Below are 21,337 nucleotides of genomic sequence, written 5' to 3'. Positions count from 1 at the left end.
TCCAAGCCTCATGTCCGCCTCCGAACTCATCGACGGGCTGCCGCCGATCGACCTCGGTCACTGGGCCGCCGCGGTCGCGCCCATCGCGGTCCTGCTCGGCCTGGTGCTGTGGGGGCGGTGGTCGACGGCGGTGAACGGGCTGATCACCCTGGGCACCGCGGTCGGAATCGCCGCGCTCCTGTTCGGCGCGGGGCCGCAGGTGCTCCTCGTCGGCGTCGGTAAAGGCCTGTGGGTCGGGGTGTGGATCCTCTGCGTGGTGCTCTCCGCGCTCTTCCTGCACCACTGCACCACCCGGATGGGCCTGGACCGGCCGGGAGGGCTCCTCCGGCGCATCCTGCCGTACGACGTCGAGAACGTCCTCGTCATCGCCTGGGTGTTCGCCTCGCTCGTCCAGGGGGTCGCCGGATTCGGCGTGCCCATCGCCGTCGCGGCGCCCCTGCTCGTCGCGATGGGAATCAAGCCGGTCCTCGCCGTGGCGATGCCGCTCGTCGGCTACCACTGGTCGGTCGGCTTCGGCTCGATGGGCTCCTCCTTCTACATGGGATCGCTCACCGCGGGCCTGGACGCCGGACAGACCGCCCGGTACGCCGTGGAAAGCTCCCTCCTGCTCGGCGTCAACGCGCTCATCGCCGGGATCCTGGTCGCCTTCCTGCACAGCGGGTGGCGGGGGATCGTCCGGGCCTGGCGGGTCCTGCTCGTCTGCGGGCCGCTGATGGCCGGTGCCCAGGCGCTCGCGGTACGGGCGGAGCCGGCCATCGGCGCCCTCGCCGCCGGGGTCGCCGGAATCGCCGGGGTCGCGCTGCTCCGATGGCTCGGCCGGGCCCGGCGGTCACGGGACAGGGTCGCGATCTCCCCAGGGCCGGTTCGACAGGGAACGCCGCCGACCACGGCCGGCCAGACCCCGGTCGTGGGCCCGGGGGCTCTTCACCAGGATGGGCGCAGGGATGCCCTGCTCCGGGTGGAGGAAACCGCGGGTGCGGGTTCACCGGGGTCCGCGAGCTCGGCTCGGATGGATTCGGGACCGCGGTCGGCGGGAAGCGTGGAAGCGCTCGCCTCGGAGCCAGGTGGTGGCGGCCCGGTTGCCGGGAAAGCCGGAACCGGGGAGAGCGACGCCGAACCCGGCGCAGCCGTATGGTCCGGAGCCGGGTCACCGCAGGCCAGGATGGACGGATCGATCGCGGCGCGGGGGAGGAAGCCCCGGGAGGCGCATCCGGCGCTCGCGTTCGTGCCGTACGGGCTGCTCTTCCTGCTCGCCCTCGCGGTCTACGTCCCCGGCCCCTCCCGGGATTGGGTCAAGACCCATCTGCTCGTCGGGCCGTCCTTCCCCACCACCCAGACGGCGTACGGGCTGGTCAACGAGCCGGTGCAGACCTACACCCCGATCGCGCTCCTCGGCCATCCCGCTTTCTACGTCCTGGTCGCGGCGGCGGGCGGCCTGCTCGTCTGGCGGCTGCTCGGGCACTGGCCGAAAGGCGGCCTCCGGACCACGACCGCCGCCTGGGCGGGGCAGGCCAAGAAGTCGGTGACCTCGATCCTCGCCCTCACCGCCGTGGCCAACCTGATGACCGACACCGGCATGATCCGCATGGTGGCGGTGGGCACGGCCGAGGTCCTCGGCGGGGCCTACCCGCTCGTGGCCCCCCTGGTCGGCCTGATCGGCGCCTTCCTCACCGGCTCGACGACCTCGTCCAACACGCTGTTCGCCTCCTTCCAGCGCGACGTCGCCGACCAGCTCGCCCTCCCGCCGTCCACCCTGCTCGCCGCCCAGCTGGCCGGCGGCAACATCGGCAACTCGCTCGCCCCCGTCACCACGGCCATCGGCGCGCTCTCCCTCGGCGACCGCACCCTCACCGCCCCCGCGCTCCGCCGTACCCTCACCCTCTCCTGGCTCCTCCTCACCGCGACGATCGCCCTCACCTTCGCCCTTCTGCACGTGTTCTAGGGTGAGTGATCGCCGGGCGACACGTCCGTGCGTCCTGGCCACTGGCGCGGGGTGTCACCGGACATGGGCGGTGTACGCAGCGTCCCCCGGCTTGGGCATCGGCGTCGATCTGTTGTGGACGAATGTACTCAGCTATGGCGAATGTGATTGTTCGTGGCTTTTTCCGGACATGAATAGTCGATGAAAGTGCGAAAAATCCGTGGATGGGTGGTATTGGATTTCTCGGGAGATCTGCGGAACCACGGCTCCCGCGGCGTGTTACGTGACAGACGTTTGATGTCTCCCGTCCCGTCGCCCTAGGTTTCCTGGTCACGGGAATCGGCACCGGTATCTCGTGATCAGGAGACCTACCGTGTACGCATGGAAGGTCGCCTTCCTGAACGAGGCCTTGACCAAACATGTCGCCCGGTTGAGGCTTGTGGCGAGATGGCCGGCAAAACTCGACCTTGGAGGCAGCCATGGCGCTACGGCTCATCGGCATCGATCCTGACACGGCAGGAGGCAACTGCCCCTCCGTTTGGGTCGACGAGTCCTCGGGGGACCTGCTTTTTCAGGGATGGGAGGTGACGGATCGCGCTACTCTGGACGAAGTCGCAGCCAAGAGCCCGATCACCGCGCACGAGAAGGTCGTCAGATTGCCTGCACGTATGCGCGCGATCATTCAGGAGGCAAGCGGTGGAGGAGCGGCCAACCTTCAGTGAACTGTTCGCCGGGTGCGTACGCTCAGCGGTGCATCTGGAGATGCGGGACATGTATACACCGGACGACCCGGTATATCTCGACTGGAAGGCCGACGTCCCTGTCAATGCGGTCGAGCGCTGGCGGGAATGGTATGACTTGATCGTGGCCACTGTGGCTCGCGGAGTACAAGTGCGTCGTGCCCGTATTATCTCGGAACCGATTACCGACTTCATCCGCCATGAGTATGACCTGACGGCCGATCTGAACATCGCCGCAGGTGAACGGGTGCGGTGGCTCCCTCGACGTCACGCGTCAGGTTTGGCGTTACCGGGCAATGACTTCTGGGTATTCGACGATCAACTTGTCAGATTCGGGCATTTCGCTGGTGATGGTACATATCTCTTCCAGGAGATCACCAAAGAGTCAGACGTCGTGAAGCTCTGTGTGGCTGCCTTCGAATCCGTGTGGGAACGGGCTGTCGATCACAAGGATTACCACCCCGGCTGAGAGTAGGCGATGATCTCGCAGTCAAGCTCCACGAACGATTTCACCGGCGAAGCTGAGACTGTGGTACAAGCGGGAGTCGTGTATGGCGGGGTGCATCTTCATCGTGCCCACCGGGCGTTTCCAGCACCCCATCAGCTGCCTCTAAACCCTTCCGGCTTTGTCAATCGGAAGGGTGATTTGTACCAGCTTGACCGGTTCCTTATTGCGCGTTTCGGTTCTGACGAACAGGGAAGTATGCCGGCCGGAGTCTCCATAGTGTCCGGCCCGCCCGGGGTAGGAAAGACGGCCCTTGCGGTGCACTGGGCCCATCGCGTCCGCGATGAGTTCCCAGACGGTGATCTTTACATCGACATGCAAGGGTTCGCCACAGGAGCACCACTCTCCACGGAAGTAGCGCTCGATGCCTTCCTCCGCTGCTTGCAGGTTCCCCCCGAAGATATTCCGGACACACTGGCGGGTCGGTCCGCACTCTTCAGGTCGTTGCTGGATGGGAAGCGTGCCCTCATTCTCGTGGACAACGCTTCCTCGTCCGCCCAAGTGCGCCATCTGATTCCGGGGTCACATCGGTGTTTTACCCTGGTAACCAGCAGGAACACCCTCTCTGGACTGGTGGTGAGGGAAGGAGCACTACCTGTGACCCTGGATGTTCTGTCTCCCGAGGAGTCCGTTCTTCTTCTTTCGGAAGTGATAGGAGCGGATAGAGTCAGAGCTGAGCAGGATATTGCTCTGCGAGTTGCGCAGCTGTGTGGCTGTTTACCACTTGCGCTCAGGGTGGTTGGGGAGCGTGCGGTCGGCCGCCCATTGGTGTCATTAAAAAACTTGCTTGATGAACTGATTGGTGAGCAGCGGAGGCTTGATGAGCTTGCTTCGGTAGAGGATGAGCTCAGCGATACGCGTGCGGTCTTCTCCTGGTCCTATCAGGCGCTGACTCCAGAACTCATGCGAGCGTTCAGACTGCTTGGCTTGTTCGAAGGAAGAGAAATAGGGGTCGGGGCCGCTGCTGCTTTGATCGGGGTTGGAATGGCGACCGCCAAACGACAGTTGCAGGCGCTCACGGGTGTCCATCTTCTCCAGGAAGTATCTGCAAATCGTTTTCAGTTTCACGCTCTGCTCAGGTTGTATTCGAGGGAGCGTGCATTTGTGCAAGACTCGCAAATGGAGCGCACGAAGGCTGTGCGTCGGTTGCTGTCCTGGTATCTCCTGACTTCCAATAATGCAAGATCGGCTATCCTGCCATTCTTGCCGCAGATTCCACTTGTTCCCGCAAACCAGATTGATCTGGTCGATGATTATGGTAGTGCACCGGAAGCTATGGCCTGGTTTGACGTAGAAAGACCGAATATACTTGCGGCAATGCGTCAGGCGATCGAACTTGGCCAGTTTGATATCGGATGGAAGCTGGCGTTCGTGACCACGGGGTTCTTTGAGCTTCGCTCCTATTGGAAGGAGTGGGAGGAGAATCATCGAAACGGCCTTGCAGCTGCGGTTTCGCTGGGGGATGGTCTTGGTGAGGCGGTCAATTTACTAATGCTGGGTGATATCGCATGGCGATCTCGGCGGTTTGATGAGTCCATGTCAAGTTATCAGCGTGCCGCAGAAGTCGGCCGCAGTACTTCCGAGGGCTGGGTGGAAGGATTCGCCCTCCGTGGTCAAGGCCTTATATGCGAAGAGCGAGGCGACTTCAACGAGGCATCCGAACTCTTCCAGTCCTCGCTTCGCATATTCCGGTCAACCGGATTTCGTCGAGGAGAGGGGATGTCACTGCTTAGCCTGGGAAGGTGTGAACGGGCAATCGGAGATCTGGCGCAGGCGGTGGCACTTGGTGCGGAAGCCGTGAGGATCTTTGATGAGATCGGCGATATATGGACCTCGGCATGGGGAAGGCTGTCGCTAGCCGAAATCCTTATGGAGATGGGGTCGGATGCCGATGCGATGGAAATTCTCCGTATGTCCGGGGAGGTGTTTCGAGAGTTTGAGGATCACCGTAGTGAGGCCCAAGCGCTTTTATGGCTAGGTGAGCTTCTTCTTCGTCAAAATGACAAATCCGGTGCGCGAGAGTGTTGGAGCAGAGTACTGGAGATATATGAATCCTTGGGGGATCCGGACACGGCTGACATCCGAAACCGAATGGATGGACTAGGCGTTGAACACTGATATCGGTGCAATCTGGAGTTCTATGAACTGAGACGTGACGCGAGGGTTGGGTTGGCTTCTTCACCCAGCCGACCGGGAACCGGATCCGGTCGAGCCCTCCGAAGAAGGGGGCGCGGATGTTCGGGCCACGGTCTGTACTTGCTCAGGGGGTGTCGCCGGGAGGCGGAGGCGGAAGGTGGTGCCGGGGGCGGTGGGGTCGCAGGCGGCCTCGACGTCGCCGCCGTGGGCTTCGGCGACGGCCGCGACGATGGCCAGGCCCAGGCCGGAGCCGCCGCGGCCCCGGGATCTGCCCCGGTCGGTGCGGTAGAAGCGTTCGAAGACCCGGACGCGTTCCTCGGGGGTGAGGCCGGGGCCTTCGTCGGCCACCTCCAGGACGGCCATGCCCGCGGACTCGGTGAGGCGCAGGCGCGCCGGGGTGCCCTCCGGGGTGTGCCGGATCACGTTGGAGAGCAGGTTGCCGAAGACCTGCCGGAGCCGGGCCTCGTCCCCGTACACCTCAACGGGTTCCGGGCAGTCCAGTGCGAACCGACGCCCGGGGGCGACGGCCCGGGCGTCGGCGACGGCGTCGGCGGCGAGGGCGGCCAGGTCGACGGGTTCGGACTCCAGCGGCCGTCCCTCGTCGAGCCTGGTCAGCAGGAGCATCTCGTCCACGAGGGACCCCATCCGCTCGGCTTCCGACTCGATCCGGCTCATGACCTTGGCGAGGTCGTCCGGCCGGTGCGCCGCGCCCCGGCGGAACAGCTCGGCGTAGCCGCGGATGGTCGCCACCGGGGTGCGCAGCTCGTGCGAGGCGTCGGCGAGGAACCGGCGCAGCCGCTCCTCCGAGGACTCCCGCTTGCGGAACGCGGACTCGATCTGCCCGAGCATGGCGTTGAGCGCCAGCCCCAGCCGGCCGACCTCGGTCCGGGGCCGGGTGACGTCGACCCGGCGGGTGAGGTCGCCGGAGCCGATGGCCGCGGCGGTCTCGGCGATCCGGTTCAGCGGGCGCAGGCTTCGCCGGACGAAACGCAGCGCGAGCAGCCCTACGGCGACCAGCGCCGTGAACGTGAAGAATCCGGCGATCTTGGCGGTCTTGCCGAGCAGCTCGTCCGCCTCCCGCATCCGCTTGCCGACCAGGAGTATCCGCTGGTCGGGCAGGGACGCGGTGCGCACCAGCCACTCCCCGGCCCGCCGGAACCGCTCTTCGCCCGGCTCCGGGACCAGGTGGCGGGTGAGGCCGTCGCCGAGCCGGGGCGGGGCGCCCAGCGCCCAGGTCTGGATGGGCTTCCCGCTGCGCTCGTAGGTGGCGAAGAACGAGGGGGCGTCACCGCCCGCGGCGACCGCCTGCCAGGTGCGGACGATGTCGTCCCGGGGATCCGGCGTGCGGAACCGCCCGTTCACGACCGTGCGCCCGAACTCCTCGGCGGCGGCGGCCAGCTCCAGGTTCTCCCCCCGGTCCTTCCAGTCCTTGATGGCCCCGAGGGTGGCTCCCAGCGAGCAGGTGAGAGCCAGGAAAAGCAGGCTGATCAGCGTCAGCACCAGCCGGATCCACAGGGACACGACTCACCCCCGGGGGACCGGCATGCGGATGACGTATCCGATGCGGGGAACGGTGTGGATCAACGGAGGGTCGAAGGCGTCGATCTTGCGGCGGAGGTAGCTGATGTAGGTCTGGATGACGCCGTCGTTCCCGCTGAGCTCGTCCTCCCAGACGTTGTCCAGGATCTGGCGTTTGGAGATGACCCGCCCGGCGTTCACGGTCAGATAGTGCAGCAGCCGGAACTCGGTGGGGGAGAGGGTGATCGGCACCCCGTGCCGGTACACCTGGTGGGCGTCCTCGTCGATCTCCAGATCGGCGAAGACCACCCGCCCGCCGTCCCGGTCGTCGGGCTGGGTGCGGCGAAGCACGGCTCTGATCCGGGCGACCAGCTCGTCGAGGCTGAAAGGCTTGGTGAGGTAGTCGTCGCCCCCCACGGTCAGCCCGCGCACCTTGTCCTCCACGGTGTCCCGGGCGGTGAGGAAGACCACCGGCGCCTGGCAGCGCTCACTGCGCAGCCGGCGGCACAGCTCCAGCCCCGACCCGTCCCCCAGCATGATGTCCAGCACGATCAGATCCGGGTTGAACGCTCGCAGCCGGGACTGCGCCTGCTCCGCCGAGCCCGCGAGCTCGGTCTCGAAGCCCTCGTAGCGCAGGGCGGTGCCCACCAGGTCGGCGAGGAACGGCTCGTCGTCGACGACGAGGATTCGGGAGGCTCTCTCTTTCACATCCCCAGTCTCACCCACCGATCCCGGACGAAGACCCGGAAAACCTCAGGATCCGTACGGCCTTGTGGCCGCCCGCGGCCGTACTGCGGCATCGCCCCAGCCGGGCGAGACCCCAAGCCGCCGCAGGCCGTACCGGACTCGGGGCTTTGTGAGCAGGTACGGCCTGCGGCGGCTTGAGGGGTCGCGGGCCGGAGCAGACGCAGGCCGTGGCGGGGTCAGAAGAGGAACGGGGCCGGGAAGTCGGTCCAGCCGGATCGGGTGAGCAGGTCGAGGACGGTGTGGCGGGCGGTTTCGACGACGTCGGCGGGGGTGAAGCGGGTGAACCGGTCGTCCTGCTTGAGGATGCGGCCGTCGACCATGACGAGCCGGACGTTGTGGGGTTTGGCGCAGTGCGCGACGGTACGGATCGGGTCGACGCAGGGCGCCAGGTTGAGGGCGTCCGCGTCGAGCAGGATGAGGTCGGCCCGTTTGCCGACCGTGAGGGAGCCGGTGAGGTGGTCGATCCCGAGGTCCCGGGCACCGTCGATCGTGGCCATCTCCAAGGCGCGGCGCGGCGTGAGGGGACCGTCGGGGCGTCTGCCCTTCTCCAGTTCGAGCATGGCGGCGACCTGGCTGAACATGTCGGCGGGCAGGGGCGAGGCGCAGGTGTCGATGGAGAGGCTGACGACGATCCCCGCGTCGAGGAGTTCGCCGATCCTCGGGATGCCCATGCCGTGGTATTCGGTGAGCGGGCTCAGGGTGAGGTGCGTGCCGGTCTCGGCGAGCAGCTCGATCTCGGCGTCGTCGACCTCGACGGCGTGCACGATCTGCAGGTCGGGGCCGAGCAGCCCGTCGCGGTACATCGCGGTGAGGTCGGCGTACCGGTCGGTCTGGGCGCGCCGGCCGCCGCAGTGCATGGTCATGGGGACGCCGAGCTCCCGGAGGGTGTCCCATTCCCGGCGCAGGACGTCCGGTTCGGTCCGGGTGGGACCGCGGACGGCCGCCCCCAAGGTGAGCAGTCCGTCCGGGGTGAGCTCGTCCTTGACCCGGGCGATGTCGGGCAGGTCCATCGGACGGGTCCGGTCGTAGGCGTCGGGGTTGCCGTAGGAGTAGCGGGTCCGGAGTCCCATGTCGCGGTGGGCCCGGAGCTTGGCGTCGACGTCCTCGGGGGACCGGGCGTTGTGGTCCCAGTTGTTCACCGTGGTGATCCCGGAGGCGGTGGCCTCGGCGAGGGCCATACGGCACGCGTCGTAGGAGTTCTCCGGGGTGAAATGCCGGGCGAGGCGCCGTTTGACGGGAAAGTAGCCACGGACCGGCCCGTCGGCGATCACCCCGCGCAGCACGGTGTTCCACAGGTGCCAGTGGGTGTCGATCAGCCCCGGCATGAGGATCGACCGGGGTGCGTCGATCACCGTGGCGCCGTCCAGGGGGACCTCGGCGCCGATGTGGGTGATCGTCCCGTCGTCGACCCGGACCCGGCCGGCCGGCAGGTCGCCGACGGCCGGGTCCATGCTGATCAGATAGGCGGAGCCGATCACGTAGGAGTCGCTCACTCCTCCTCCTCCGCTTCCCGCAGCAGTTCCCACAGCCGGTCTCTGAGCTCGGAGAACTCGGGCAGGGCGTGGACGTCCCGCGCCGCCCGGGGCCTCGGCAGGTCCACGGTGATGATCTCCTTGATGCGTCCGGGCCGGGGGGTGAACACCACGATGCGGTCGCCGAGCAGGATCGCCTCGTCGATGCTGTGCGTGATGAACATCACGCTCTTGCCCGTACGGATCAGGATGGCCTCCAGCTCGCGCTGCATGACCTCCCGGGTGAGCGCGTCCACGGCGCCGAACGGCTCGTCCATCAGCAGGATTTTCGGCTCCGCGACGAGCGCGCGGGCGATGCCCACGCGCTGTCGCATCCCGCCCGACAGCTCGGACGGGTAGGCGTCCTCGAATCCGCGCAGGCCGACCAGATCGATGGCCTCCTGAATCCGGGGCGCGCAGTCGGCGCGGAGCTCGGGTCGCATCTCCACGCCGAAGTAGACGTTGTTCCAGACGGTGCGCCAGGGGAACAGCGCGTACTCCTGGAAGACCACGGCGCGGTCCGGTCCCGGATCGCGGACGGGCTTGCCCCCCGCCTCGATCCGGCCCGCGGACGGCGTCACCAGGCCGGCGACGACGTTCATCAGCGTGGTCTTCCCGCAGCCGCTCGGGCCGAGCACGGTGACCGTCTCGCCCGGCGCGATCTCCAGCACCGCGTCCAGTACGGCGGCGCGCACGGTCCCGCCCTCGGTGGCCCGCCGCGCCGACTCGTAGGCGACCGAGACGTTGTCGATCGTGACGGCCGGTGCCACGGCCGCCGTACTCTCCGCTGGCTCGGTCATCCGCTGGACGAGGGGCTCGCCGCGGGGGCTCCGCCCTGCGGTCCGAACGGCACCTTGGTTTCGGGAAGCCCCAGGTCCTTCTGCGCGGCCTTGAGGGGGGCCAGGTCGGTGATCTGCTCGAAGGTCGGGATTTTCGGGAGCTTCTGCGAGGTGAGCAGCTTCATCGTCTCGTCGGCGGAAAGGTAGAGGTTGTTGCAGAACAGACGCGGGCCGACCTCGTAGAACTTCTTGTCCTGCTCGACGTTGACGCCGTTCTTGACGTTCATCTCCAGGACCTTGTCCTTGTTGGCGAGGTCCAGGTAGAAGCGCGCCGACTTGATCATCGCCCGGGTGAACCGCGCCGCGGTGTTGGGGTTGGCCTTCAGCCAGGCGCGGTTCGCCGCCATGATGTCGTTGGGCCATTCCACGCCCTCGTCCACGACGACGTTGGCCTTGGTGTCGATCATGCCCTGGCGGTGCCGGCCGAAGAACGGCGTGACGGCGAGTTTGCCCTGGTTGAAGAGCTTCACCCAGGCGTCGGAGCCGCCCGGCACGGTCACGTACTTCACGTCGACCTTGCGCAGGTCCCAGCCCTTGGCGGCGAGCAGGTCGAGCCGCTTCTCCACCTGCGGGTCACCGGGGACGCCGCCGAGCAGGACCTCCCGGCCCGCGAGGTCCTCGGCCTTGGTGGCCTTGGGGTCCACGGCGAGCAGGTACGGCTCCAGGCAGCGGTAGCCGGAGAAGGCGGCGAGCTCCAGGCCCTCGTTGACGGCCTGGGCGAGCGGTCCGACCTCGATGATGCCCACGTCCAGGCTGCCGCCGACGACGCCGGCGCGGACGTCCTCGGCCACCAGCGGCTTGACGTCGAGGCCCTCTTCCTTGAAGAAGCCCTGCTCGACGCCGATCCAGAAGGGGGCGACCGAGCCAAGGTCGGGCAGGCGCACGCCGACGTTGACCGTGGTCTTCTCGGGAGGTCCGAAGCCGCCCGCGACGGCCGCGCCGGGGCTCGCGGGGGTTTCGGAGGTGGATCCGCCGCAGGCGCCGGCCACCAGGGTGACGGTGGCGAGCACGCCTGCTACGGCGGTGCGATGGAGGTGTGGTCGAGCCATGACAGTCCTCATCTGGTTCCCGAGTCGGACGGCGGGCACGTAAGCCCGGCTGTGATCCCCACGGTCACCCTTGGGGGTACGGGCTCGCCGCTGCGAAAATCCGCTGTTGGTGGATAATGGATACATAACACCCGCCATGTCAACACTTGATTTCTCCTGGAACAGGAAAGATGCTGTGGCTGGGTCGCAAATTGGATACATCATCCGACCCCGTACACATTCATCACATCGCCTCGGACCCTCCGGGGGAGGATCATGACCACATCGACCGCGGAGGCGCCCGCATCCGCATTGCGCCCCGCGACCCGGACTTCCTGGGTGCAGAGGCTGACCGGCCGGCAGCGCGCCGCCATCGTCACCGCCGAGGTGCTGATCGTGCTCGCGCTCTGGGAGGTGATCGTCACCGTCCTCGCCCTGGTGAGCCCGGTCTTCCTCCCGCCACCCTCACGGATCGTCCAAGGGTTCGCCGACCTGGTGACGACCGGGGAGCTCTGGCCGCACCTGGGGTCCAGCACCACCGCCTACGTCATCGGCTACCTGCTCGGCGCCGCAGCCGGGGTGACGCTCGGGTTGATCATCGGCGGCTCCTCACTGATCTACAAACTGTCCACGCCCATCATCTGGTCGCTGTACGCGACACCCTGGATCGCACTGCGCCCGCTCGCCACCGTGTGGTTCGGGTTCGCGGCGGGACCGATCATCTTCCTCGTGTTCATCGCCTCGTTCTATCCGGTCCTGCTGAACACGATCGCCGGGGTGCAGACCGTCAACCGATCGGTGATCAACGCGGCCCGCGTCTTCGGCGCCTCCCGCGTCGAGGTCTTCCGCAAGATCGCGCTCCCGTCCACGTTCCCGTACGTGCTCACCGGTCTCCGGCACGCCGTCGTCATCGGGATGATCGGCCTGATCGTGGGCGAGCTCACCGGGGCCTCCACCGGTCTCGGCGCGCTCATCACGCTGAAGACCAGCACGTTCAAGACCGGTCAGGCGTTCGCGGTCATCATCCTGACGATCATCTGGACCGTGGGGCTGAGCCAGCTGATGAACCACATCGCCAAGAGCCGCTCGCCCTGGCTGGGCCGGAAGGAGATCTGATGACCGCCGTGAGCTCGCCGTCGCGGCTCCGCGCCTCCGGCAAACGCCGCTCCCCCCGGCCCCCGGCGCCACCGCTGCGCGGGCGGGTCAAATGGTGGGGTGCGGTCGCCGCCGAGGTCGTGATCCTCCTGGCGCTCTGGGAGCTGGCCGTGGGCACCCTGGAACTCATCGACCCCGAGTTCTTCCCGCCCCCGTCCGCCATCGTGGGCAGCCTGGCCGACCTCGCCTCCGGCGGGCGGCTCCTGCCGCACCTGCTGTTCAGCCTGCAGAGCTTCGCCATCGGCTATCTGCTCGCCGTGGTCCTCGGCATCACCCTGGGGATCATGCTCGGCGGTTCACCGCTGCTCAACCTGCTGCTCGGCCCGTTCGTCTGGGTGCTCTACGCCACCCCCAAGGTCGCCTTCGCCCCGCTGCTGGTGCTGTGGCTGGGCTTCGGGGTCGAGTCCAAGGTGTTCATGGTGCTCTTCATGGCGATCTTCCCGATCATCGTGAACACCGTCGAAGGCCTCCAGACCGTCGACCCGTCCCTGCTCCGGGCCGGGAGGGTGTACGGCGCCGGGCGGCTCGCGCTGACCGTCAAGGTGATCCTGCCGTCGATGCTCCCCTTCGTCCTGGTCGGCCTCCAGGTGGGCATCGTCCGCGGGTTCATCGGCGTCGTGATCGGCGAGTTCATGGGCAGCACCCAAGGCCTCGGCATCCTGCTCAGCCAGTCCGCCTCCATGTTCCAGATGGCCGACGCCCTCGCCGTCGTCGCGATCCTGATCCTGCTGTCCAACTCGGCCATGGGCATTCTCATGGCCGTCAAACGCGTCGTCGCGCCCTGGCACAAGCCCGGCGGCGACCTACTGTGAGAGAGAAACCGGCAGTCATGCGGAAGACCATCGTCACCACCCCGGACATCTACGAGATGACCTGGGACTACAGCACGGCCATCAAGGTCACGGGCGGCTCGCTGCTCTTCGTCAGCGGGATCATCGGCATGACCCCCGACGGCAAGCTCGCCCCGGACCTCCTCACCCAGGCCGACACCGCCTTCGCCAACCTGGAGAAGGTCATGGTCTCCGCCGGGGGCACGCTCCGCGACATCGTCAAGGTGAACGTCTTCGTCGGGGAGAACTACCGGGACCACATGGCCGAGATGCGGAAGATCCGTTCCCGCTACTTCACCGGCGACTTCCCGGTGAGCACCCTCGTCCAGGTCGCGGGCTTCGCCAACCCCGACTACCTCTTCGAGATCGAGGCCATCGCCGCCCTCCCGTAGCCGGCCCCAGACCGCTGCCGATCCCCACGTGCCGGGGGGATCGGCAGCCGCCGTCCGGCGCCGTCCGGCGCCGATCGGTTGCCGGTACGGCGCGGGATACCGGTGTTGTTCGAGGTGTCACTCCACCGGCCGGGTTTGTGACGCTAGGCGGTCACCGCATGTAACTTGCCGTCGCGGCTGGTGACGTAGGCAACTTTGCCGGAGACCGCCACAGACTCCAGCGCGGTTTCGCCGGTGGAGACGGACCAGCGTTGTTGGCCGGTGGCGGCGTCGATCGCGTGGAGTGCGCCGGCGCTGTCGCCGACGTAGAGGGTTCCGTCGGCGACGGCCGGAGGGCCGAGAACGGCCTGGCGTGGTTTGCCGGGGACCCCGCCGGCGTCGGAGGTCCAGCGTTGTTTGCCGGTGGCGGTGTCGATCGCCTGGATCCCGCGGATGCCGGCGACGTAAAGGGTTCCGCCGGCGACCGCCGGACTGTCGAGACTACTGGCGTCGGAGGTCCAGCGTTGTTTGCCGGTGGCGGTGTCGATCGCCTGGAGCGTGCCGATGCCGGCGAGGTAGAGGGTTCCGTCGGCGACCACGGGGGCCCTCAACGGTGACAGTGAGGCGGAGATGGACCAGCGTGCTTTGCCGGTGGTGGTGTCGACCGCGTGCAATTTCCCCTTGAGCTCAGGGATGTAGACGGTCTCCTCCGCGATAACCGGAGGCTGCAGCAGCAGGCCGTCGATAGGGTACGTCCAGCGTTTCTTGCGTGTTGCGGTGTCGATGGCCTGTGCCTCGCCGAGGAAACCACCGGTACAGACGACTCCGTCGCCGACTGCCAGGGACGGGGCCGAGAACAGCGATTTGTCGCCGGTGTACTCCCAGAGTCGCCTGCCGGTCATGGCGTCGATCGCGTACAGCTTGCCGACGGCGCCGATGTAGACGACTCCGTCGGCGACCGCGGGAGGCGACAGCGTGCTGCTCAAGTCACCGATGTACTCCCAGAGTCGCCTGCCGGTCATGGCGTCGATCCCGTGCAGTTTGCCGCCATGGGATCTTGCGCTGCGGGAGGCGATCAGGACGACTCCGCCGACGACCGACGGAGGGGAGATGTCAGTGCCCCTACCCCTTGTGGTGGCAGGCTGGGAGGCGTCGACACCCCCACTGCTTACGGCGGCCGGCGGGGGGACGTCCACACCCTCGCCGCTTACGGTGAAGGTCCAGCGCAGCTTCTCCGGGGAGGCGCCGGGGAGTGACTTCTCCGCGGAGGTGTCGAGGAGTCGCCACCCGGTGAAGCCGGCCACGGCGGCGCCGACGCCGGCCAGGGCGAACACGGCCTGGCGGCGTGAGATTCGGGCCCGCCGGGCCGCGGGCACTTCGCCGGAGGGCACGCCGTCCGCGGGATCCACCCGTGTGGGAACGGCGGGCAGGCCGGGGACCGCGACGACGGCCGGGGGGATTTCCGTGGCACGGACGTCCTCACCGTCATCCGAGGAGGTGGGTGGCCGGTCGGCGCGATCGGGGTCGCCGGGTGCCCGGGAAGGCGGAGCCGGTGTCTCGTGGTCGGATGTCCCCGTCCACGGGGGTGGCGCGGCGACGTCGTCGCGCAGGGCGTCCCCGACGGGGTGCGGCAGCCAGGCGGCTCCCGTGAACAGTTCGGTGACGACGGTGCCGTCGGTGCCGGTTCTCGTCAGCTCTTCCAGCAGGGTCGCGGTGGACGGCCGCTGTTCGGGCTGTTTGGCCAGGCATCGCTTCACCAGGGGGCGCAGCCCGTCGGGGAGGGCTGTCAGGTCCGGTTCCTCGTGGACGATGCGGTACCACAGGACCTGCCAGGAGCCGATGCCGAAGGGGCCGGTCCCCGTGGCGGTGTAGGCGAGCAGCGCACCCAGGCAGAACACATCGCTCGCGGGTCCCACGGGGGCGCCTGTCAGCTGTTCGGGGGACATGAAGCCGGGGGTGCCGACCAGGGAGCCGGTCTGGGTGAGGCGGCTCCCGTCGAGGGCGACCGAGATGCCGAAATCGATCAGCCGGGGCCCGTCCCCGGTGAGGAGCACGTTGGACGGTTTGAGGTCGCGGTGGATCACCCCGGCCGTGTGGATCGACTGCAGCGCCTCGGCGAGCCCGGCGCCCAGCGCCCGGAGGGATGCCTCCGGCCAGGGGCCGTGCTGTTCGATCGCGGCTTCCAGGGAGAGCCCGGGCATGTAGGCCGTGGCCAGCCAGGGGGGCGATCCGGTGGGGTCGGCGTCGACGACGGCCGCGGTGAAGAACCCGCTGACGGTACGGGCGAGCGCGACCTCCCGGGCGAACCGCCGCAGGAATCCGGGGTCCTCGGCGAGTTCGGCCCGGATCACTTTGACGGCGACGGCCCGGCCCGTCCGGGAGCGCCCGAGGTAGATCCGGCCCATTCCGCCCGAGCCCAGCCGGGTTTGGATCCAGTACGGTCCGATCTGCCGTGGATCGTCTGCTTGCAGGGGTTCGAACACCCGCACCCGACACTCCTCAAGTCTCATCGGGGGAATGGCCGGTGCGGGACCCACAAGCACCCGATGGCATAGGGGTTGTCGGCCACAAGCAACGGCACGCCTCGCCATCGCACCACATATCGGGTGCTCCCGCTTGAAGAAATGCGCCCTTTTGTGACCACGATCAACACGGCGAAAGCCGATTCCGAGCTTCGGTGCGGTTTTGCAGGCATGCAGATGTCTCGGGGTGTGCACCAAGGTGACGTGCATGTCGTTGCGGGAGTGGAAGAAGCGGCAGACCAGGCAGGCTCTCATCGACGCGGCGGTCCGGCTTCGACACCTGGGACGATCAGACTCTGAGGGCGTAGATCTTGGTGTCGTAGCTGCTCAGATAGACGGTTCCGTCGGCGACCGCGGGGCCGGAGGTGATCCGTTGCCCGGTGGCGAAGGTCCAGCGCCGCCGCCCGGTGGCGAGGTCGATCGCGTAGAACCCGCCGCTGTATCCGCCGATGTAGAGCACGCCGTCGGCGATCGCCGGAGACGAGTGCACCTCCTCGGCCGTGGTGAACGTCCAGCGGCGCCGCCCGGTGGCGGCGTCGATCGCGTAGACGTTGCGGTCGACGCCGCCGACGTAGACGACTCCGTCGACGACCTTGGGGGACGAGATCACCCGGGCGCCGGTGGAGAAGGTCCAGAGCTGTCGGCCGTCGGCGGTGTCGACGGCGTCGAGATGCCTGTCGTCACTGCTGACGTAGACGGTTCCGCCGACGACCGCGGGCGCCGACCTCACCCGCCGCCCGGTGGTGCACGCCCAGCGTTTCCGTCCGGTCGCGGCGTCGACCGCGTAGAGCAGCCCGTCGTCGCTGCCGACGTAGACGGATCCGTCCGCGACCGTCGGTGACGAGTACACCTCGCGGCCGGCGGTGAAGACCCAGCGCCGCCGCCCCGTCGCGACGTCGACGGCGTGGAGCCCGCGGTCGACGCTCCCGACGTAGACGATTCCGTCGGCGACGGCCGGAGACGAGGTCAGCCACCCCTGGGTGGCGTACGTCCAGCGTCGCCGTCCGGTGGCGGCGTCGATCGCGTAGAGGTTGCGGTCGCCGCTGCCGACGTACACCACCCCGCCGGCGACGGCAGGGGAGGAGAAGACCTCGTCGCCGGTGGTGAAGGCCCAGCGGCGCCGTCCGGTGGCGGCGTCGATCGCGTAGAGCTTGTGGTCGCCGCTGCCGCAGTAGACCACGCCGTCGGCGACCGCCGGGGACGAGCTCACGGATTTACCGGTGGCGAAGGCCCAGCGGAGCGATCCCGGCTGCGGCGGGAGCGGGGGACCGGAGACGGTCCCGACGCCGTCCCCGTCCCCGTCGTCGAGGAGCCGCCACCCGGTGAAGCCGGCCGCCGCGACGCCGGCACCGGTGAGGGTGAGCAGCACCCGCCGACGCGAGACCCGGCCCCGCCTGGCCGCAGGGGCTTCCGCAGGGGTCTGTTCTCCGCTCGGTTCCATCGCTCGCGGCTGGGTGGGAGCGGCGCGAACATCGGACGATTCGTTGGCGGGCGACGCGCTCCTCGGCGGATGGGTGTCGCCTCCGTGTGGGGGTGCGCTCGGTCTTCCAGGAGTGTCCGTATCACCGTTCGGGAACGAACCCGGTGGCGGGTCGGCGGTGGCGGGTCCGCCGGCCGCCGGGGAGATCGGCGGCACGGTGGCGCGGGCGGCCCTCGGACGTGTCGGGTCGGACGTTTCCCCGGGAGCGTCCGCCGAGGAGGATACGACCGGCGGCGCCGACCCCTCAGGTGCCGGGGGGCGGGTGTCCGGGACGGACGACGCCGGCGCGGACGTGACCGGAAGCGGCTTGGCGGTGTCGGCGCGCAGGGCGTGCCCGATGCCCTCCGGGAGCCAGGCGGCCTCGGCGAACAGCTCAGTCACCGTGCCGCCGTCGGCTCCGGTCAACTCGTTCAGGAGAGCTTCGGGGGTCGGCCGCCGGTCCGGCCGCTTGTCCAGGCATTGCGCCACGATGGCATGGAGTCCGGCGGGGAGCGCGTCCAGTTCCGGCTCCTGATTGACGATGCGGTACCACAGACTCTGCGCCGAGCCGGTACCGAACGGGCCGGCTCCGGTGGCCGCGTAGGTGAGGATCGCCCCCAGGCAGAAGACGTCGCCGGGCGGTCCGACCGGGTCGCCGGTGAGCTGTTCGGGGGCCATGAAACCGGGCGTCCCGACCAGGACCCCGGTGTGGGTGAGCCGGTTCCCGCCGACGGCGACCGAGATGCCGAAGTCGATGACCCGCGGTCCGTCCACGGCGAGCAGCACGTTCGCGGGTTTGAGGTCGCGGTGGACGACCCCGGCGGAGTGGATCGACTCCAGCGCCTCGGCGAGCCCGGCGCCCAGCGCCCGTACCGAATCCTGCGGCCAGGGTCCGTGCCGCTCGACCGCCTCCTCCAGGGAGAGGCCGGGCACGTAGGCGGTGACCAGCCACGGGGGCGGCCCCTCCGGGTCGGCGTCGATCACCCCGGCGGTGAAGAACCCGCTGACGGTACGGGCGAGCGCGACCTCCCGGGCGAACCGCAACCGGAACTCGGGGTCGCCGGCGAGGCTCGCGTTCACGACTTTGACGGCCACCGCCCGGCCGGTCCGGGAGCGCCCCAGGTAGACCACCCCCATTCCGCCCGACCCCAGCCGGGCCAGGATCCGGTAGCGGCCCACCTGCTGGGGATCGTTCGCCTGCAACGGCTCGAAGACCCGCACGGGCACTCCTCGGAAATCACGGAAGGGGCGGCCGGATCGCGGCTTCTCCGGCACTGCTGCACAGCTTCATCGACGCGATCTTGACAGCGGAAGTCGAATTCAGCGTAGCCCGTTCCGGCGATCAACCCAATCCCCGCTTGGACCTGTTCCTCCGCTTCTTGCCGCCGGCCGCGTTCACCGAGTGGAGCATGCCGTCGACCGTACTGACATGGACGCTCACACGTGCAGTGCGTAGATCTTGGTGTCGTAGCTGCTGAGGTAGACGGTTCCCTCGGCGATCCCGACCACGGGATCCGAGGTGATCTTGTCCCCGGTGGCGTAGGTCCAGCGCTCCCGCCCGGCGGCCAGGTCGATCGCGTAGAACCTGCCGGCGTAGTCGCCGATGTAGAGGACGCCGTCGGCGATCGCCGGAGACGAGTACAACTCCGCACCCGCGGTGAACGCCCAGCGCCGGTTTCCGGTGGCGGCGTCGATCGCGTAGACGTTCCGGTCGATGCTGCCGAGGTAGACGACTCCGTCGACGACCTTGGGGGAGGAGGGCACCCGCCCGCCGGTGGGGAAGGTCCAGCGTTGCTTTCCGGTCGCCGCGTCCACGGCGTACAGGTGCTTGTCGTAGCTGCTCACATAGACGGTGCCGTCCTCGACGGCGGGAGTCGACCTGACGCGTCGCGGGGTGGTGGTGAACGTCCAGCGCCGCCGCCCGGTGGCGGCGTCGACGGCGTGGAGCCTGCCGTCGTCGTCGCCGACGTAGACGGTCCCGTCGGCGACCGCCGGGGAGGAGTTCACCTCGGCCCCGGTGGAGTACCGCCAGCGCTGCCGTCCGGTCACCAGGTCGACGGCGTGCAGGTTCTTGTCGCCGCTGCCGATGTAGACGGTCCCGTCGTCGACCGCCGGGGACGACCTCACCCAGCCTCCGGTGGTGAACGCCCAGCGTTGCCGTCCGGTGGCCGCTTCGATCGCGTAGAGGTTGCGGTCGCCGCTGCCGACGTAGACGATTCCGTCGGCGACGGCCGGGGACGAGAAGACCTTGTCCCGGGTGGTGAACTCCCAGAGCCGCCGTCCGGTGGCGGCGTCGATCGCGTAGAGCTTGTTGTCCCCGCTCCCGCAGTACACGACCCCGCCGACGACGGCGGGGGACGAACTCACGAACTCGCCGGTGGTGAAGGACCAGCGCAGTGACCCCGGGGTGGATGGGAGCGGCGAAGGGGAGCCGACGGGTCCGCCGCTCCTCTCACCCCGGCCGTCGTCGTCGCCGTCGCCGTCGCCGTCGCCGAACAGGCGCCAGCCGGCGAAGCCGAGGGTGGCGACGCCGAGGACACGCAGGGCGATCAGGGCCTGCCGGCGGGAGACCCCGCGCCGCCGGGAGGTCACGGCGTCGCCGGGGTCCTCGCCGTCGCCCGCCTCGCCGGAGCGCGGCTGCGTCGGAGGAGTCCGGAGTCCGGAGGATTCCGTGGCGAACGGTGCCTTCTCCGGCGGCCGGGTGTCCTGGGAGTCCGGTGCGGCGGGACGGGGAACCGCTGAAGCGCCGGTGTCCTGCGGCTCCGCCCCCGAGCTGTCCGTCGTGACCTCGGAGACCGGGTTCCGTGGCGGTTCGCCGGGCTCAGGCACCGCCTCGGGATCCGTGTCCGCCGGGGAGCCCGGCGGCTTGGGGCCGACCCTCGCGCGGGTCGGCTCGGCCTCGGCGCGCGGCACGGTGGCCGCCGCAGGCCGTACGGGATCGTCGCCCGGTACGGACGGCGTCGGCGCCGGTGTGGCGGGGAGCGGCCTGGCGGTGCCGGCCCGCAAGGCGTCCACCACGTTCTCGGGCAGCCAGGCGGTGTCGGCGAACAGCTCGGTCACCGAACCCCTGGCCGTGTCGGGTCCCGCCAGCTCGCCCAGGAGGGCCTCGGTGGTCGGTCGTCGTTCGGGCCGCTTGTCCAGGCATTGCGCCACCACGGCACGGAGCCCGGCGGGAAGCGCGTCCAGGGTGGGCTCCAGGTTGGCGATGCGGTACCAGAGGCTCTGGGCGGAGCCCGTACCGAACGGTCCGGTTCCGGTGGCGGCGTAGACGAGCACGGCCCCGAGGCAGAAGACGTCGCCGGGCGGTCCGACGGGGTCGCCGACGACCTGCTCGGGTGACATGAAGCCGGGGGTCCCGATCAACGCGTCGGTGCGGGTGAGCCTGGCGCCGCCCACGGCCAGCGAGATGCCGAAGTCGATGACCCGCGGGCCGTCGGGGGCGAGCAGCACGTTGGCGGGCTTCAGGTCCCGGTGGACCACCCCGGCGGTGTGGATGGACTCCAGTGCCTCGGCGAGCCCGGCGCCCAGCGTCCGTACGGAGGTCTCAGGCCACGGGCCGTACTCCTCGATGATCTCTTCAAGGGAGAGACCGGCCACATAGGCGGTGGCCAGCCACGGTGGGCTGCCCTCCATGTCGGCGTCGATCACCCCGGCGGTGAAGAAGCCGCTGACGGTACGGGCGAGCGCGACCTCCCGCGCGAACCGCAACCGGAACTCGGGGTCGCCCGCGAGGGCGGCGTTCACGACCTTCACGGCCACCGCGCGGCCCGCCCGGGAGCGACCCAGGTAGACCACGCCCATCCCGCCCGACCCCAGTCTGGCCAGGATCCGATAGTGGCCCACCTGCTGTGGATCGCTCTCCTGCAGGGGTTCGAAGACCCGCACGGACACTCCTCGGAAATCACGGAAGGGGCAGCCGGATCGCAGTTCCCCGAGTGCTCGGCACCGCTGACCGCTTCATCGTCGCGAGCTTGACAGCGGAAGTCGAATTCAGCCTAACCCGTTCCGGTGATCAACCCAATCCTCGCTTGGGTTCGTCTGCGGACGGCTCGCCG

Annotated in this window: 15 protein-coding genes; 7 read left to right on the top strand and 8 right to left on the bottom strand. The window is 68.6% G+C overall.

From position 1 onward, the window contains the following. Positions 1-10 precede the first annotated feature (10 nt). From RUR_RS06225 to RUR_RS36920, 4 genes are all read left to right on the top strand, one after another. The gene (locus RUR_RS06225; RefSeq protein ID WP_283133897.1) at positions 11-1,942 is read left to right on the top strand and encodes an L-lactate permease; all 1,932 of its coding nucleotides are present in this window, start codon (positions 11-13) and stop codon (positions 1,940-1,942) included. A gap of 458 nt (positions 1,943-2,400) precedes the next feature. Then, entirely contained in the window at positions 2,401-2,643 is a 243-nt protein-coding gene (locus RUR_RS06220; protein ID WP_283133896.1) for a hypothetical protein, read from the top strand. Then, a complete protein-coding gene (locus tag RUR_RS06215; protein WP_283133895.1) occupies positions 2,618-3,130 on the top strand; it encodes a DUF6879 family protein in 513 nt (170 codons plus the stop codon). Before RUR_RS06220 ends, RUR_RS06215 begins: the two co-directional genes overlap by 26 nt. A gap of 819 nt (positions 3,131-3,949) precedes the next feature. Continuing rightward, positions 3,950-5,284, top strand: coding sequence for a tetratricopeptide repeat protein (locus RUR_RS36920; RefSeq protein WP_487250711.1), 1,335 nt, complete (start codon positions 3,950-3,952; stop codon positions 5,282-5,284). Between the two features lie 60 nt (positions 5,285-5,344). Here the strand turns inward: RUR_RS36920 and RUR_RS06205 are convergent, their stop codons facing one another. The 5 genes from RUR_RS06205 to RUR_RS06185 form a co-directional block, all read right to left on the bottom strand. Continuing rightward, complete coding sequence (locus RUR_RS06205; protein WP_283133894.1) at positions 5,345-6,823, bottom strand: sensor histidine kinase; 1,479 nt, start codon at positions 6,821-6,823, stop codon at positions 5,345-5,347. A gap of 3 nt (positions 6,824-6,826) precedes the next feature. Then, on the bottom strand, positions 6,827-7,528 hold the full coding sequence (locus RUR_RS06200) for a response regulator transcription factor (protein WP_283133893.1): 702 nt from the start codon (positions 7,526-7,528) through the stop codon (positions 6,827-6,829). A 215-nt stretch (positions 7,529-7,743) separates the two neighbouring features. Continuing rightward, positions 7,744-9,060, bottom strand: coding sequence for an amidohydrolase family protein (locus RUR_RS06195; RefSeq protein ID WP_283133892.1), 1,317 nt, complete (start codon positions 9,058-9,060; stop codon positions 7,744-7,746). Beyond that, positions 9,057-9,878, bottom strand: coding sequence for an ABC transporter ATP-binding protein (locus RUR_RS06190; RefSeq protein WP_283133891.1), 822 nt, complete (start codon positions 9,876-9,878; stop codon positions 9,057-9,059). The genes RUR_RS06195 and RUR_RS06190 overlap by 4 nt, the downstream gene beginning before the upstream one ends. Further along, positions 9,875-10,966, bottom strand: a complete 1,092-nt coding sequence (locus tag RUR_RS06185; RefSeq protein ID WP_283133890.1) for an ABC transporter substrate-binding protein — start codon at positions 10,964-10,966, stop codon at positions 9,875-9,877. The genes RUR_RS06190 and RUR_RS06185 overlap by 4 nt, the downstream gene beginning before the upstream one ends. Before the next feature lie 255 nt (positions 10,967-11,221). On the opposite strand from RUR_RS06185, the gene RUR_RS06180 reads away from it, so the two are divergent. From RUR_RS06180 to RUR_RS06170, 3 genes are read left to right on the top strand one after another with little or no spacing between them, the layout of a single operon-like run. Further along, entirely contained in the window at positions 11,222-12,061 is an 840-nt protein-coding gene (locus RUR_RS06180; protein WP_283133889.1) for an ABC transporter permease, read from the top strand. After that, positions 12,061-12,912 (top strand): ABC transporter permease, encoded by an 852-nt coding sequence (locus RUR_RS06175; protein ID WP_283133888.1) that lies wholly within the window; start codon positions 12,061-12,063, stop codon positions 12,910-12,912. The genes RUR_RS06180 and RUR_RS06175 overlap by 1 nt, the downstream gene beginning before the upstream one ends. Positions 12,913-12,929: 17 nt before the next feature. Further along, positions 12,930-13,322 carry a RidA family protein gene (locus RUR_RS06170; protein WP_283133887.1) on the top strand — a complete coding sequence of 131 codons (393 nt, stop codon included), beginning with the start codon at positions 12,930-12,932 and terminating at the stop codon, positions 13,320-13,322. Positions 13,323-13,465: 143 nt separating this feature from the next. On the opposite strand, the gene RUR_RS06165 is transcribed toward RUR_RS06170, so the two are convergent. The 3 genes from RUR_RS06165 to RUR_RS06155 all read right to left on the bottom strand — a co-directional run bounded on the left by RUR_RS06165 (position 13,466) and on the right by RUR_RS06155 (position 21,167). Beyond that, positions 13,466-15,790, bottom strand: coding sequence for an outer membrane protein assembly factor BamB family protein (locus RUR_RS06165; protein ID WP_283133886.1), 2,325 nt, complete (start codon positions 15,788-15,790; stop codon positions 13,466-13,468). 322 nt (positions 15,791-16,112) lie between these two features. Further along, entirely contained in the window at positions 16,113-18,503 is a 2,391-nt protein-coding gene (locus RUR_RS06160; RefSeq protein WP_283133885.1) for an outer membrane protein assembly factor BamB family protein, read from the bottom strand. A 216-nt stretch (positions 18,504-18,719) separates the two neighbouring features. Continuing rightward, a complete protein-coding gene (locus RUR_RS06155) occupies positions 18,720-21,167 on the bottom strand; it encodes an outer membrane protein assembly factor BamB family protein (RefSeq protein ID WP_283133884.1) in 2,448 nt (815 codons plus the stop codon). Between the last annotated feature and the right edge of the window lie 170 nt (positions 21,168-21,337).

It is taken from the genome of Rhizohabitans arisaemae, from assembly GCF_025996515.1.
Lineage (GTDB): Bacteria > Actinomycetota > Actinomycetes > Streptosporangiales > Streptosporangiaceae > Rhizohabitans > Rhizohabitans arisaemae.
Note: the sequence above shows the minus strand (reverse complement) of the source record. Positions and strands in the feature narration are given on the sequence as shown.